This window comes from Flavobacterium sp. KKT103, from assembly GCF_055640565.1.
The window spans coordinates 3,530,528-3,548,142 of the sequence record NZ_CM145766.1 but is presented as its reverse complement, the minus strand read 5'-3'; the positions used below and the strand labels follow the sequence as shown (position 1 = coordinate 3,548,142).

Annotated in this window: 4 protein-coding genes; 1 reads left to right on the top strand and 3 read right to left on the bottom strand. The window is 35.0% G+C overall.

Annotated features, from left to right (window positions below):
- The 3 genes from ACZ2G0_RS15155 to ACZ2G0_RS15145 all read right to left on the bottom strand — a co-directional run bounded on the left by ACZ2G0_RS15155 (position 1) and on the right by ACZ2G0_RS15145 (position 15,083).
- Positions 1-3,318: a T9SS type B sorting domain-containing protein gene (locus tag ACZ2G0_RS15155; protein ID WP_470308346.1), complete on the bottom strand. Its 3,318-nt coding sequence runs from the start codon at positions 3,316-3,318 to the stop codon at positions 1-3.
- A gap of 542 nt (positions 3,319-3,860) precedes the next feature.
- Positions 3,861-7,910, bottom strand: coding sequence for a DUF7948 domain-containing protein (locus ACZ2G0_RS15150; RefSeq protein WP_470308345.1), 4,050 nt, complete (start codon positions 7,908-7,910; stop codon positions 3,861-3,863).
- Between the two features lie 12 nt (positions 7,911-7,922).
- On the bottom strand, positions 7,923-15,083 hold the full coding sequence (locus ACZ2G0_RS15145; protein WP_470308344.1) for a T9SS type B sorting domain-containing protein: 7,161 nt from the start codon (positions 15,081-15,083) through the stop codon (positions 7,923-7,925).
- Positions 15,084-15,367: 284 nt separating this feature from the next.
- Here ACZ2G0_RS15145 and ACZ2G0_RS15140 point away from each other — a divergent pair, with 284 nt between their 5' ends.
- Positions 15,368-17,560 carry a B12-binding domain-containing radical SAM protein gene (locus ACZ2G0_RS15140; protein ID WP_470308343.1) on the top strand — a complete coding sequence of 731 codons (2,193 nt, stop codon included), beginning with the start codon at positions 15,368-15,370 and terminating at the stop codon, positions 17,558-17,560.
- Positions 17,561-17,615: the final 55 nt, after the last annotated feature.

The window sequence follows — 17,615 nt, the reverse complement described above, 5'->3', positions numbered from 1 at the left end:
CTACCGTTTCATACTAAAATGGCCTTTATATTCTTTACCGTCTGCTCTCGTTACAATAAACCAATAATCGGTTGAGGGTAATAATTGGCCATTGTAGGTTCCGTTCCAACTTTCGTTTTGATTTAGGGTAGTTATTAATTTGCCATAGCGGTCGAGTATTTTTACATTTAGTTGCGGTTCATTTTCAGAAAAGCGAATACTCCACGTATCATTAAAGTTGTCGCCGTTGGGTGTGAAAAACTTTGGATACATCAATAAGTAAACTTCATCTGCAACTGTACCACAACCATTTTTATCTTTTACATAAACAGAATATTGCCCGCTAATTATGTTTAGGAATTCATTGCTATCTTGAAATTTACTACCATCAAGTGAGTATTCATAATCACCTTCTCCAGTTACAAACACCTTTATCATATTTTGATTATCGGTCCAATCTCGTGTTTCGATGCTAGTTATAACGGCAGCAGTAGATTTATTTACAATAAATTTTTTAGTACTAGAACAAGAAATAGTATTGTAGTTATTAGTAACCATTACCGAGTAGTTTCCAGGATTGTGAATTAGGATTGTAGCCGATGTTTCACCGGTGGACCATAGATAATTGTCATAACCCTTTCCCGCATTTATTGTAATCGAACTTCCTTCGCAAATAGGCATTAGATCTTGAATAGGAATAATAGGTTTAGTATACAATATTAGATTTAATTCTACCACTTGATGGCAACCATTTTGGGAGTCGACACGGACAAATAAGGTTTGTGGACCTGTTGGTAAAATATAATTAGTAATCGAATTGATTCGACTATTTATAATTTGATTTTCAGCGGCCACAAAAGAACTATAATAAGAAAAGTTATTGCCTATAGGATTTGCAATTAAGTTTTGGTTGTAATTTGAAAGATTTATTGTTTCTTTTCCATCGTTACCCTCATCACAAAATTCTACCGAGTAATTTGTAGCATTCAACGTATTGATTAAAAATGTGTTTACTGCTAGCTTATTGACACTCTCGCAGCTGTTCACTGTTTGTGAAGCATAATAAGTAGCATTATCAGCTATTAAAGAGGTGTTTGGTAATTCATTATTGGATACATCGTACCATTTTATATTCGCACCTGTAATTTCAATGTCGTTCAATGTTGCACTTTGTGTACTACAAAAAATTTGATTAGCATCTCCTGTTGGTGTAGGTGTATTTTGAATAGTAATTAAAATAGGAGTTCTTTCACTTTCGCAACCATTAATCGTTTGCGAAGCGTAATAAGTTATTCCGCTTTGTAGTTGAGTTGTGTTTGGTAAATCCGTTCCATTCGTCAAAGCATTAAACCATTTTATGCTTTGGCCCGCAATTGTAATGTCGCTAATTGTTGCATTTTGTTCGATGCAAAAGGTTTGTGATGAAGTAGCTGTCGGGTGTAAAGTATTGTAGACGATTACCGGAATCGGTCTTCTTTCACTTTCACAACCATTAACAGTTTGGGATGCAAAATATAATGTCGTATTTTGAAGTACAGTTGCACTAGGGATATCTGATGAATCTGTTAAGTTTTTATACCATTTTAAGTTTTGACCTAAAATAGAAATGTCTGATAATTTAGCATTTTCATTTAGACAAAATTCCGCATTTAATAATGTTGGCGCTTCTGGGCTCGGTATAATATGTGCTGTAATTTCTAATCGGTCAGTACTTTCTGGACAGTTTCCATTTTTTTGCGTTGCATAATATTTTTTATTATTAAGTATAGGTGTTGTGCTTGCAAGTGGCGTAGTCGAATTTGCAGAATCATACCAGATTATTGAACTTGAGTTTGGACTAATAGAACGAATTGTTGGATTGGAGGCCGAACAAAATGTTTGGTCAATATCTCCAACAACCTTAGCACTATTACATGGCCCAAGTTTTAAAATAAATCCATCATAATTTATTGTGGAAATATTTATTGTATTAAATGTATATTGATTTGTTATTGAAGGGTCAAAATCACAAATCCACATGAAATCTCCCATTAAATAGTTATTATTGTTTACTATTTTTATTTTTTTAATTCTCAAAAATTCACAATTATTATAGGGACTTAGTTTTGGGTTTTCGTCTCCTAATTTAATAGCACTATCAAAATTTCTATTTGCATCAAGTTTTAAGTAAAAAGCTTCCCCTTTATATCCATTAGATGTTAGATTATATGTACTAATGGATGGGTTCATATCCAAAGTGTTGCTAAAAGTTCCTCCAAAGAAGTAATTGCCATTACTATCAGTTGTGACCGCAGTAAATGTAACGTCACCATCTGTAGGTTTATGAAATAGCTTTACATCAACAAAATCTCCATTCAGATTTAAAAAGGTAATAAAACAGTTATTTGCTGAAATACTTAATACATTAGGAGAGGGGTCTACATCAATTGTATCATAAGAGTTTTTTTCACCAAGAATTACAATACCATTATTGGAAACATGAAATGTTTTTAGTCTTTGATTTTTGAAATCTTTTTGCCAGATGATTGAGCTGTTTATGTTGTCTATATTGTATAAAAAACAATCATTAGATTTTTTTAGAAGCAAATTGATGTTTCCATCAGGTCTGACAATAACTTCATTATTTGAATTGCTATTTGTATTAAACTGTTTTACCCAGTCAATCTTACCATTATTATTTATTTTAAGAAGATAATCATCAACACCATTTGAATTTAAATTCGAGTTTGGGTTACTTGAATCAATAGTGAAATTACCAAAAAACCAACCACTGATAAAAATATTGTTTTGATTATCTAAATCAAATGAATAAACATACAGGTTATTGCTGTTTCCATAATTTTGGGGGATCGATATTGTTGATAGAATCACGCCATCTGGAGAAAGTTTTATGATTTTAATAAATGAATTTGTAATATTTGAAGTACTACTAAGTTCTTGCAAAGTTAATAAAGCATAAATATTTCCATCAGTACCTATTTTAACATCAATTCCTTCGTTATTTCCTTGGAAGGGACCTTTGCTTAGGTCAAAAGTCAACCCCCAAATATAATTACCGTTTACATCCGTTTTAATTAAATAAGCTCCTTTAAAACTACTGTTGGCATTGGTATAATCAATAATTTCTTCTCCTGATTGAGTTGGGTCAAGATCAAATAATGGAGAATTAGTGCTACCAATAGTATATGTGTTTTCAGCGCTATCAACCGCAAGTCCATTTGCAAAGTCATTATAGTCAGTAGTAATACCTTTTATTTGTCTAGCCCATTGAAAATCTTGCGCAAATCCAATAATTGAAAAATTTAAACTAAAGAATAAATAAAGTAAAGTTTTTTTCATAAAATTTTTCTTGCTAAGCAAATATATAAATCTCAAGTGGGAAATTAAGATATGAAAGGTGTTAAAATTGAATTACTTTTGCACAAAACATTCCCTATTGAAAATAAAACTCTTCTTAATAGCACCGCCTTTTACGAAACTGAATACGCCTTAATCACCAGCTTGTAGAAAAGGGTATCTCATCGAAATAGATCTAGATTCTTAAGAAGCTGACTAGGTATCGAAATTATTTTAAAGTTATCCTAAAAAAATGTTCAAAAGTAATATTCCTAGTAGCTTACCAACTAGAAGAGATCTCCCCTAATTCCAAACTGTTTATCGCTTTTAAGAATAGTATTTAAGAACCATTGATCATTTAATTACCATTCTGCTCGGCAAAAATCTAATTTTGGAATGACAATTATCTTAAGAAAATCAGTTGCTATAAGCTCCTATTTTTTGTGCTTAGAAGATTTAACTTAGACTTTTATAATTCTTCTGCTACCAAAGTGATAAATAGTGGTTGTATAATAAGGAAATTACTTTTTCGTAATGATCATAGTCTATCGTTTCATACTAAAATGGCCTTTGTATTCTTTTCCGTCAGCTCTCGTTACAACAAACCAATAATCGGTTGAGGGTACTAATTGGCCATTGTAAGTTCCGTTCCAACTTTCGTTTTGCTTCAAAGAGGCTATTAATTTGCCATAGCGGTCGAGTATTTTTACAGATAGTTGCGGTTCATTTTCAGAAAAGCGAATACTCCACGTATCATTAAAGTTGTCGCCGTTAGGTGTGAAAAACTTTGGATACATCAATAAAAAAACAGTATTTGTAGTAGTTCCACAACCATTTTTATCTCGAACCTGCACCGTGTAGGCACCACTTAGCAAATTAGTAAATTGGTTGCTACTTTGATAGTTCTCGCCATCGATTGTATATTCAAAATCACCTGTACCCGTTGCATAAACCGTAATCATGTTGCTGTTATCGGTCCAGTCTTTAGTTTCGATAGAGGTGACGGTGGCAATTGACGATTTTTTTACGATGAAATCTTTAGTGCTAGAGCAATTAATTGTTCCGTAATTTTTAGTGACCGTAACCGATAAGTTTGCAGGATTTGTAACAACTATTGATGGTGTTGTTTCTCCCGTAGACCATAGGTAGGAATCGTAACCTGAACCAGCATGGATGGTTATGGAGGTGTTCGCGCAAATTGGGACAGTGTCAGCGATTGTAATAATTGGTTTAGCAACTACCGTTAGTTTTAAAACAGCTATAGCATAACAAGCGGTAGCAGAATTAATTCGAACATAAATAGTAGTGGTTCCTAGGAGTATTTTGTAGGTGGTAGGATTCACTATTTTGCTATTGGCTAGTTCATTTTCGGCTCCATTCAAAGTAGAATAATAGGAGAAGGAATAGCCTGATGTTGATGTAATTAAATTGGTATTATAAGAACTAAGATCTACGATTTCTTTAGAATCGTTTAAATCATCACATAACATTTCATCATGATTTTTAGCTGGTAAAGTTGTGATTAGTACTGCTTGTACCGCCAAACGATTTACACTTTCGCAACCGTTTTCAGTTTGTGTGGCATAATACGTACTGCCATTTTGCAGCAAGGTAGTGTTAGATAGTAAAGTTCCATTAGCAGCAGCATCGTACCATTTTATTGTAGATCCCGTCGCAGTAACGTTTGCTAGAGTAGGATTTTGACTACTACAGAAAGTTTGATTTGTATTACCAGTTGGAGCAGCCGTGTTTTTAATTGAAATTGAAACAGGAACTCTTTCGCTTTCACAGCCATCAATAGTTTGAGAAGCGTAGTAAGTAATTCCATTTTGTAATGGAGTAGCATTTGTTAAAACAATTCCAGCTGTAACTGTATCATACCATTTGATATTTTGACCCGCAATGATGATGTTATTAATTGTTGCATTTTCCTGAATGCAAAAGGATTGCAGGGCAGTTGCTGTGGGTTTTGCTTTAGCAGTGATTATAACAGACTGATTTTGTGAGCTACTATTTCCGTTACCATCATTATAATTCCATATTACAGTATATGTTCCGGCTACACTATATGAAAGTGGGCTTGATGTAGTTGCCGTAATAGAACCGGCACACTTATCTGTAGCAGTTGGTATTATTGTTATCACAGTGTTACAATCCCCATTAATTACTGGAAGAGTCGCAAGATTAGGAATGGGTGCTTCAATGTCTCCTATAACAACCTTTACCTTTTTAGTATCATCGCATCCGCCCGTACCCGTAATGGTGCAGTAGTAATCGCCGCTATTGGCAATTGAGGTATTTGTTATTATTGGGTTTTGATCTGATGAAGTAAAACTATTTGGACCTGTCCAAGCATAAATTGTTCCACCGGAAGCTTTTAGTTCTAATGTTTCGCCAATGCAAATAGGGGAGTTACTCGATGCGATAGGATTTGAAAGGCAATCTTGGAATTTAGCAATAAAAGTGTTGCCTGCAGTCAAAGTTGGATTCTGAGTGCCTGAAGTCCCAAGGTTAATGCTTCCTGTTGTTACTCCAATAACATATATTTTTCCATCGGCAAAATGTATGCTTTTTATATAATCTTGATAAGAGCCTCCGTAGTACGTTCCCCAAGTTTGGTTCCCGAAAGTGTCAAATTTAGCAATGAATCCTTCATCAGAGCCGTTATTTGCTGATTGAAAACTACCTACAGTTGCTATTTTTGTTTGACTTCGAGTATCGCCAGCAACAAAAATATCTCCGTTTTTTGCAACGGTACTTGTGACTCCATTATCAATACCTTGAAACTCGTCAGAGCCGTAATAAGTTCCCCATTCTCTAACGCCTTGAGAAGTAAATTTTGCAATAAAAGTATCTACACCTCCTACGGATTGGTTTTCTTTAAATGATCCTATAGTCGAAATGTTATTAGTACTATTGGTTATTCCAGAAATGTAAATGTTATCAATAGCATCTACACCTAGACCGGTTATTCGATCATAATAATCATTTACAGAAATGCCAAAGGAAGCATTACCACCGTAATACGTACACCATATTCGTTGTCTAGTGGCATTAAATTTTGCAACATATCCATCCATGAAATTAATTTGTGTTTGATGTGCTCCAGGACTTGAAATGTCAGGTTGATTAGAATCCAGAATTTGGTATTGACCTGCAATAATTAGATTATTAGCACTATCAATCGCGGAGTAATTTACTTTAGCTGGAAAGTAGCTTCCAGAAACTCTAATTCCCAATGGAGAGAAAGTAGCAAAAAAACCACAACCACGAAATGCATCATTGTTTGCAGACTGATATGCTCCTGAAGTTGCGATCTCCTCAGTACTATTTGTTTCTCCCGCAATCACTGCATTTTGTTGGTTGTCAATACTTATCGTATTAATGATATCGTTGGATATTCCCCCAAAAAATGTTCCCCAAAGGCGTTGACCATTTGAATTAAATTTAAGTAATATGCCGTCTGTTGAAAAATTAGGGTTTGTCGTTTTATGAGTACCAGCTGTGGCAAGGTTGTCTCCATTGGTATAAAAAACAGATCCTCCAAGATATATTTCATTAGTTGTATTAATTGCTAAGTCAAATATTCTAGCACTATTTACATATGTTCCCCATAGTCTAACACCATCAGGTGTAAATTTAGCAAGAAAAGAGGAATCCCAAATTGAGGCTATGCTACTTTGAAACGCTCCTGTAGTAGCTATATAATCTGCACTTGATGTTTCACCCGAAATAATAACATTTTCGAAGGTATCGGTTTTTATTTTTTTATTTAAACTTGAAGTACCACCTCCATAATAAGTTCCCCATAACCGTATTGGAATAGGATCAATAATTACTGTTTTATTGGAGAAATTATTGTTTGATTCAAAACCATAAATATTATTTTTTATTTTTTTGTAACTGATAGCAATGTCTTTTTTGCCTGTTTTATCTTCTGTCCAACTCGATGGTAAGGTTTCATCCATCGCACCAAAACGAACATTCATTCGGATTTTATTATCAATTATTTCTGTTTTGGCACCATTAAATTGGAGCTGAATGTCGGATATTTTTCCTTTTGGATGCACTACGAAATTGTATTCGACTGTTTTTGTAGCATCTGCTGGGATAGTGAAAACGACGTCAATATTGGGATAAATGTTTTTGTATGTTAATTGTTTGAAGCTGTGAACTCCTAGTACTCCTTCGGGAATGTTAGGGATATTGTAATAGTTATCAAAATCTTTTGATTCTTGTTCTTTAATAAATACAACATTAGAATTTGAATTCACAAAATCGATATCAACCCGATGAAAAACACGTTCGATAGTGCCTTCAGTTTCTTTTTTTTCTTTTTCAGGAATTCGATTTAAAGTTTGAAAAGGTACCGAAGGTGTTTTTTTTACTTCATAAATATCATAGGAGAAGCCGTTTTTTCTTAATTGTACGTTTAAACCATTCGAATTCAAAAGGAACTTTACCGCAAGGTTTGATTTTCCTTTTTGGTCAATAATCTGTCCTTTATTTTCCATAAAACCAATAGATTGGTTTGTCGATTGAGAAAATACCGAACTGATAAAAAGTAAGCATAAAAAGAAAAAATATTTTTTCATAATGATCATAGTCTATCGTTTCAAACTAAAATGGCCTTTGTATTCTTTTCCGTCAGCTCTCGTTACAACAAACCAATAATCGGTTGAGGGTACTAATTGGCCATTGTAAGTTCCGTTCCAACTTTCGTTTTGCTTCAAAGAGGCTATTAATTTACCATAGCGATCAAATATTTTTACAGATAGTTGCGGTTCATTTTCAGAAAAGCGAATACTCCACGTATCATTAAAGTTGTCGCCATTTGGTGTAAAAAACTTTGGATACATCAATAAGTAAACTTCATCTGCAACTGTACCACAACCATTTTTATCTCGAACTTGCACCGTGTAGGCACCACTTAGCAAATTAGTAAATTGGTTACTATTTTGATAATTATCGCCATCGATTGTATATTCAAAATCACCTGTACCCGTTGTGTAAACCGTAATCATATTGCTGTTATCGGTCCAGTCCTTAGTTTCGATGGAAGTAATTGTTGCTATAGTTGATTTTTTAACTACGAAATCTTTGGTGCTAGAGCAATTAATTGTTCCGTAATTTTTAGTGACCGTAACCGATAAGTTTGCAGGATTTGTAACAACTATTGATGGTGTTGTTTCTCCCGTGGACCATAGGTAGGAATCGTAACCCGCTCCAGCATTGATGGTTATGGAGGTGTTCGCGCAAATTGGGACAGTGTCAGCGATTGTAATAATTGGTTTAGCAACCACCGTTAGTTTTAAAACTGCTACAGCATAACAAACGGTAGGAGAGTTGATTCGAACATAAATAGTAGTGGTTCCCAGGAATATTTTGTAGGTAGTAGGATTCACTATTTTGCTATTTGCTAGTTCATTTTCGGCTCCAGCCAAAGTGGAATAATAAGAAAAGGAATAGCCCGCGGTTGATGTAATTAAATTGGTATTGTACGAACTAAGATTTACAATTTCTTTAGAATCATTCAAATCATCGCACAGTATTTCCTCATAATTAGTAGCTGGTAGCGTTGTGATTAGTGTTATTTGTACTGCCAAACGATTGATACTCTCACAACCGTTTTCAGTTTGAGTGGCATAATACGTACTGCCATTTTGCAACAAGGTAGTGCTAGATAGTAAAGTTCCATTAGCTGCAGCATCGTACCATTTTATAGTAGTTCCTGTAACTGTTAAATTAGACAAAGTTGGGTTTTGACTGCTACAGAAAGTTTGATTTGTATTGCCAGTTGGTGCAGCCGTATTTTGAATCTGAATTGTTACTGGGGCTCTTTCGCTTTCACAACCATCAATAGTTTGAGAAGCGTAGTAAGTAATTCCATTTTGTAATGGAGTAGCATTTGTTAAAACTGTTCCAGCTGTAACTGCATCATACCATTTGATATTTTGTCCCGTAATGATGATGTTATTAATTGTAGCGTTTTGCTGAATACAAAAGGATTCACGAGCAGCTGCAATAGGCTTTGGAGTAAAATTTGTAAATGGAATTATCTTAGCGGTACTACTATTGGAAGTACAACCAATGCTACTTTTTACTTTTATCAAATAATCCCCTGGCGCGAGGTTTGTTTTTGTGGGGTTTGTTGTCCAAGTTATTCCATTATCGAAGCTGTACGCTGAAGCTACATCAGTAATTGTAATAGCTCCCTTAAGATTATTACAATCAGGTTGGGTAGTAGTAAAATCAGGATTTTTAGGGTAATCGGTAGGTGCTTCAATTTTTATTGACACTGCGGTAGAAGCACAGTCATTACTGTTTTTTACGCGTACCAAATAAGTTCCAGGAGCAAGATTTCCTGAAAATGGGTTGGTTGAATAAGTGACGCCATTATCAAAACTGTATTTTGCAGCCGTACTTGAAATCGAGATTGTTCCAAAAGGATTGCTACAACTTACAGGTTGGGTACTATTTAAGGTTGGTGGTTGCGGTGCGTTTGGTGGTTCATTAATATTTGCATTGTATGGATTAGAAGCGCAACCATTGATTGATTTTATTCGGATTGCGTAATTCCCAGGTAGTAAACTAGCCGAATTGCTACTGCCCCAAGTTACTCCGTCATCAAAGCTATATAATTCTGCAACAGTTGAAATTGCTATTATTCCTTTAGCTGTGTCGCAACCGGAGGGATCTTTTACGATTACTTGTGGAGCTAACGGAATTGTTGGAGCTGTTTTTATAGTTACAGGAGCGCTAAGAGAAATGCAGGCCGAATTGTATTTAATCTTTAAATTATAAGTCCCTGCAGATAAATTAGTTTTCGTGTTAGCTGTTCCAAATGTTAATCCATCATCGAAGCTATATTGATCAGCTACTGTTTCAATTACTATCGAACCAGTAAAAACGTTACAGTCCGGCTGCACCACCTTATAAGTAGGTGCTGGAAGTGCTGTAGGTAGTGAAATAGTCACTTTAGCAGCTTCGGAAATACAGCCTGATGCACTTTTAATTTTTACAAAATAGATTCCGGGGGATAGATCTGTTTTTGTATTCGAATAAACATAAGTTAAACCATTATCATAACTGTAAGTTGCTGCATTTGTCGTGATTGTAATAGCACCTTTCGATGTGTTGCAATTGGGTTGTACTTCAGTAAATGTAGGAGCGGCAATTGTAGTTCCGGAACTTAAATTTACAATAGTAGTTGCCGATTCGCAACTATATGCATCGATTTGGATTTTAATAATATAGGTACCTTCTCCAATATTTATTTTTTTTGGGTTTGTCGTCCAACTATTTCCATTGTTAAAGCTATAATTAATACCTTTTGTTGTTATCGTAATGCTACCGTCAGTAGCAGCACATGATGAGGGCTGAACAACAGTAACAAGGGGAGCGGCTGGAATATAGGGAGGATTATAAATATAAACAGATCTGCTATTGGAGACGCAACCTAAATTATTTTTGATCAATATATTTTGATAGCCAACTGCTACATTTTTTTTCACAGGATTAGTAGTCCAAGTTAATCCGTTATCAAAACTATATTGATCGGCTAAACTACTTACTATTATTGTTCCCAAAGGATCGCTGCATGTAGGCTGTATGACTACTGTGTTAGGTGTAGGTAAGAAGAATTTATCTATCTGATACATTTGTGATCGTGATTGACATCCAAATACATTTTTAATCAAAACTGTATAAGTTGCTGCTGTAGGATTTAGTAGTATAGGATTAGTGGTCCACGTTTTTCCACCATCAAAACTATAAGTATCAGCAGCTGTGTTAATTGTAATACTTCCACCATTTCCACAAGATGGTTGAACGACGGTTACTTTTGGACTAGTCAAATAATATGTATTAATTTGTAATGGGATAACAGCTGATACGCAACCTAATGCATTTTTTATAATTATATTGTAATAACCTGATGTTAGTCCTGAAAGCTTTGGGTTTGTTGACCATGTAGTCCCATTATCAAAACTATAGGAACTAGCTACTGTTGCAATTGTGATACTACCATTTGTTCCGCAAGTTGGTTGAACAATTGTAAAATCGGGGTTTGGTAAATAGAACACATCTATGAAAGTGGTCAAATTATAAGGATTAGAGGTACATCCAGTACTGTTTTTAATAGCTATTCGATAGTAACCAGGATTAAGATTATTAAAAGTTGGATTAGTGCTCCAAGTGATACCGGCATCAATACTGTATTCGGCTGCTGAAGTGGTAATTGTGATACTTCCCCCATTTCCGCAGGTGGCTTGAGTAGTGGTATAAGTAGGTAGTGGCAAATAAAATTGGTCAAGTCGAACACCAATATAGCTAGAAGTACATCCTTGAGTATTTTTTATCTGCGGGTAATAATAGCCATCAGAAAGGTCGCTAAAAACGGGATTTGCCGTCCAAACTTGGCCATTTATACTGTATAATGCAGCAGGAGTTGTTATTGTTAAACTACCTTTTGTACCACATGAAGGTTGTACTAGGGTGTACTTTGGTAGTGCTAAATTATCAGTACTTAAATAAACGCTTGCTATTTGAGATTCACAGTTTAATTTTTTGACAAGTAAATAGTAATTTCCGCTACTTAAATTATTGAATATAGGATTTGTACTCCACGTATTACCATAATCGATACTGTAGAAATCTGCTGTGGAATTAAATGTTATATTACCAATTTTTCCACAACTTGGATTCGTTACGGTATAATCTGGATCCGGAAAATTAGGAGTATTTATTGAGACACCCACATAATCAGATATGCATCCTAAATTATTTTTCAATGCAATATTATAGTATTTGAAAGAAGTGAGATTGGAAATAGATGAAGTGGTTCCCCAAGTATTACCACCATCAAAACTATAAAAATCTGCGATCGTATTTATTGTAATACTTCCTGCGGTAGTACATGTAGGCTGTATAAGAGTGTAGGTAGGAGCTGCTATTTTTGGATTATAAAGATAGATAGTAGTAGGATAAGAAGTGCAGCCAAGGCTGTTTTTTACAATAATAGTGTAATATCCAGCTGCTAATGATTTAGAATTTAAAGTTGTCCAAGTAACTCCATTGTCAAAGCTATAAAAATCAGATAAAGTGTTAATTGTTATTTTTCCATTGGTACCGCAGGTTGGCTGAATACTGCTAATTATTGGTGAATTTAAATAGGGCTTGTACAAGGTAATATAATTTGCAGCGCTAATGCAGCCCGCACTATTTTTTGTTTTTATTGGATAGGTTCCATCTGGTAGATTTGCGGTGTTATTGGTTGTCCAAGTAACTCCATTGTCAAAACTGTAAAAATCAGAAATAGTAGTAATTGTGATGTTTCCATCACTTCCACAAATTGGTTGTTCTGCACTATATTTAGGGTATAGATATTCGTAATCATTTAAATATACATAACTGAAATATGAAGTACAACCCAATGCATTTTTGATGCCTAAAGAGTAGTTACCTGCTTTTAAATTATTTGATTGGTTATTGGTCACCCATGTTACCCCACCATCAAAGGTATAAAAATCAGAAACGGTCGTAATAAGTATACTTCCCAGTTCACCACATGCCGGCGGAGTTACTTCGTAAGTTGGATTTACTAGGCTGTTACTACTAATTAGTACATTGTTAGCTGCAGAAATACAGCCTTGTGCATCTTTGATTCGAATTTTATAATTGCCAGAAGTTAAGTTGTTAAATGTGGAATAAGTAACCCAGGTGGCTCCATCATCAATACTGAAAAAAGCAGATGAGTTGGTAATTGTTATGCTACCGACATCTCCGCAATACTGTGGATTAGTATAGTTGTAATTGGGAAATAAATTAGAGGCTCCTGAAATTAATACTTTTTGGGAGTACGAGGTGCAACCATTAACAGTTTTTATCATCACTAAATAAGTACCAGGAGATAAATCAGCTTTAGTGTCATTTGTACCCCAAGTTACTCCATTGTCAAAACTATATTCTGATGCTGGCGAAACTACTTTTATGCTTCCTGTGATACTAAAACAAGAGGGTTGGGTTATTTCTAAAACAGGTAAAGGAGCAGTTTGACTCGGTTCGATTGTCGCTGTAGCCTCGCTACTACATCCAAAAGAATCAGTAACGACTACTGAATAATTTCCGGTAGCAGTCACTGTTATAGTTTGAGTTGTTTCTCCATTATTCCATAAGTAAGAATTTCCAGAAGAAGCAGTTAATTTAGTACTCCCAGAACAGACATTTAATATACCTTTTATGTTGGCTGTAGGGTTTCTTACCTCCAGGCCTACAGCAATTATTTTATAACAGCTGCTGTTTTTGCCTACCCTAACATAAATGGTTGTGCTTGAACTTGGATAATTTGTAAAATTTGCAATAGCGTTTAAGTTTGCTTGTGCATCATTGTAATTAGAGTAATAACTAAAATTTAAACCAGTTGAAGATGCAACTACTAGTGTACTAAATTTAGACAGATCAAAATTTTCAGTTCCGTCACGATTGGTATCGCATTGTGTGATTTTTGCAGTAGTCAAATTAATGGCACAACTAGCGTCACAGTTTAAAAAAGAGATATCCCAACCTGGATTTGCATCAGTATCTGAGGCAGAATTAACTGTAGTCCCGCCACACGAATTTCCAGCAATTTCATAATCTACTTTTACACCAACATTATAATTTGCGCTTGTACTGTTTGGAAAAGCAGCTGTATCTAATGAGAAACAAAACTTTTTATTAATGGGATCTAAACTTGAAGTGGTTGACGTACTGTAAACAACCGCATTGGTACTGTCATAAACCGTTAACGTTATTTTTTTGACCGTAGCAGCAATTCCACCTGAATTAGGAATCGTGTAGGTCCCGCATACAGCAACAGGTAAAGTGGGGCAAACTTTGTTCAATGGTTCCAATTCAACTGAACCTTGAAAATTTTCCTCGGAATGTAATAAGCAAATATCATCTATATACATGTAGCCAAAATGCCCTCCTAATCCACATCGGGATGCCATAAATTCAACAGTAAATTCTTCGTTATTAGGTATTGATGAAATATCTAAAAAGCCAGATTGCCAATTAGCGGTGTATAAAGTAACATAATTTGAACTTTGTGAAGGTACTCTTGTAAAAATGCAATTTTTTTCATCTCCTACTAAACAAAATTCATTTACAACGACTCCGTTTTTATTAATAATCCGCGCTTTTACGAAAGCTTGATTATCGGCATGGCTATTATCATAAACACTTTGTAGTACAGCCTTGTAATTGAATTTCAGGTAATTTTCATTGTTAGTTTTGAATCTTTTACCTTGAACAATAGAACCGTAGGTGGAAGAACTTTCATGATTTATTTTTAAAGCATATTGATCAAAAGAGTTAATATTTCCTGCATAGTTATCAATATGATTCGATGAAACTCCCGTTGCCATCAAATTGGTATCATTAGGGTTGTAGCTATTGATTGGAGTATCGGCAGTATTCGAAATACTACGACATTGGGTTGGTCCTGCAGGATCACCAATGGTATATAAAAAATTCTTGATGTAGCTGCTGCCGCTTACAGTTTCTAATTGCTCGAAACCACCATTTGTACATATTTCAACCGCTTTTTGAGTAGCTGTTGTTTTTGAATTTAATTTAGCGCTTTTTAAAAACTGATTTTCTTTTTTACGTAGCTCCTCACGAATTTTTAAAAACTCAATTTGTTCGGCTTTACTTTGAATTAAATGGCCATTACTGTCTTCCAATAAGTTGCTATTACTAGAATTGCTTTGTGTATCTTGTGACATAACAGCAACTGACTGTTGTAATAGTATAAAAAGGAGTAGAGTTTTAAGCTTCACAGTAAAAATTTAGGAAACAAATGTAAAAAAAATTATACAATCTTTAACGTAAATTATTTCGTTTTTGTCTGAATTTTACATTTAATAAAAAAATGATATTTAGGAAACAAAAGGGTAGTTTAGCCCTTGTTTTTTCTTTTGTTGGAGATTAATTTAAAGAGATGTATTGCGAAAATACTTATGTTGAACTTTAGCAAATATCCCTTATTTTTGCACAAAACAATTCCCTCTTGAAAACAAAACTCTTCTTAATTACACCGCCTTTCACACAACTGAATACACCGTATCCAGCTACGGCATACATCAAAGGGTTTTTGAATACCATTGATGTGGAATCAGTTCAAGCGGATTTAGGTATTGAGGTGATTTTGAAATTGTTTTCGAAAGAAGGGCTTATAGATTTGTTTCAAATTGCTAAGGATACTAGGGAAGTCTCACCTAATTCCAAGCGAATTATGGCACTTCAAGAGGAGTATATCAAAACTATTGATCCAGTCATTGCTTTTTTACAAGGCAAAAACCCCACATTGGCGCTACAAATATGTCAAGAAGATTACTTGCCTGAAGCCTCTCGTTTTGCACAGTTGGAAGAATTAGATTGGGCTTTTGGAACCATGGGAACTCAAGATAAAGGGAAGCATTTGGCGACGTTGTATCTGGAGGATATCTCTGATTTTATTGTCGAATGTGTGGATCCTAACTTTGGCTTTAGCCGATATGCGGAACGTCTTGGTAGATCCGCTAATTCTTTTGATGAATTGTATGAAGCGCTACATCAGGAACCAACCTATATCGACTCTGTTTTACTTTCGATTCTAAAAGAAAGAATTGAAACTGTAAAACCTACCATATTCTTGATTTCAGTTCCGTTTCCGGGTAATTTATATAGTGCTTTTAGAGCAGCACAATGGGTGAAACGCAATCATCCCGAAATTAAAGTGTCCATGGGTGGCGGTTTCCCTAATACCGAATTACGTTCCTTATCGGATGCGCGAGTTTTTGAGTTTTTTGACTATATCACGTTAGACGACGGAGAAGCGCCAATCGAAGAACTTATAAATGCTGTCAGTTCGAACGCAATTGAGAAGCAGTATAAAAGAACTTTTCTTCTGGAAGAGGGAAAAGTAGTTTACAAAAATAATTCTCTAAAACCAGATTACAAACAAGCCCAAGTTGGTACTCCTGATTATTCGGATTTAGTGTTAGATAAATACATTTCGGTTATCGAAATCGTAAATCCAATGCACCGCATGTGGTCTGATGGTCGCTGGAACAAGCTCACCATGGCACATGGTTGTTATTGGGGGAAATGTACGTTTTGTGATATTTCGTTAGACTATATTAAAATCTACGAACCTGTGGCAGCTAATTTGCTTTGTGATCGAATGGAAGAAATGATGGAGCAAACTGGTGAAAATGGTTTCCATTTTGTTGATGAAGCGGCACCGCCTGCTTTAATGCGCGCTTTGGCATTGGAAATTCTTCGCAGAAAATTATCAGTTACTTGGTGGACGAACATTCGATTTGAAAAAAGTTTCACTGCTGATTTGTGCCTACTATTAAAGGCTTCTGGTTGTATTGCTGTTTCTGGGGGACTCGAAGTAGCCTCAGATCGATTGTTGAAATTAATCGATAAAGGCGTTACGGTGGAGCAGGTAGCTAAAGTCACGCGTAATTTTACGGAGGCTGGTGTAATGGTTCACGCATATTTAATGTATGGTTATCCTACGCAAACCGTTCAGGAAACGGTGGATAGTCTCGAAATGGTACGACAGTTATTTGAAGCTGGCGTATTACAATCAGGTTTTTGGCATCAGTTTGCCATGACGGCGCACAGTCCCGTAGGTTTGTATCCGGAGAAATTTGGTGTTGTCAAAGAAACCGAAGCTGTTGGAACCTTCGCCAATAATGATATCAATTACAAAGATAAAACAGGTATCGATCACGACAAATTTAGTTTCGGGCTCAAAAAAGCTTTGTTTAATTTTATGCACGGCATCTGCTTTGATTTTGATTTGCAGGAGTGGTTTGATTTTAGAATTCCGAGAACTACAATCAAGGATGATTTCATTGTTAACGCGCTTGAGGAAGCTAATGATTTTAATATCAAGCCTACAGCTAAAATCGTTTGGTTAGGCGGAAAGCCTGCAGTAGACTATTTTACCAAATCTAAAAAAGGAAATTCTTGGGAAATGGTATCGCTTACCTTTCATGACAAAAAAGAAAGTTTTACCATTCAAACTAATAAACTAGAAGGCGAGTGGTTGGTAAGTATGTTATCTAAAATGGCTGTTTCTTCGGCTAAAACCTATACTTTTCAGGAACTAAAAACTGATTTTGAGACTCAATTTGAAGATTTTGAACTGTTTTGGTACGCAAAGCCTATTCATACTTTGAGAGAATTTGGATTATTAGTCCTTTAAAATAATTTCAAAGTAACTATAGTAAATTAGCATAAAACTTTGGTTTTTAGTTTAC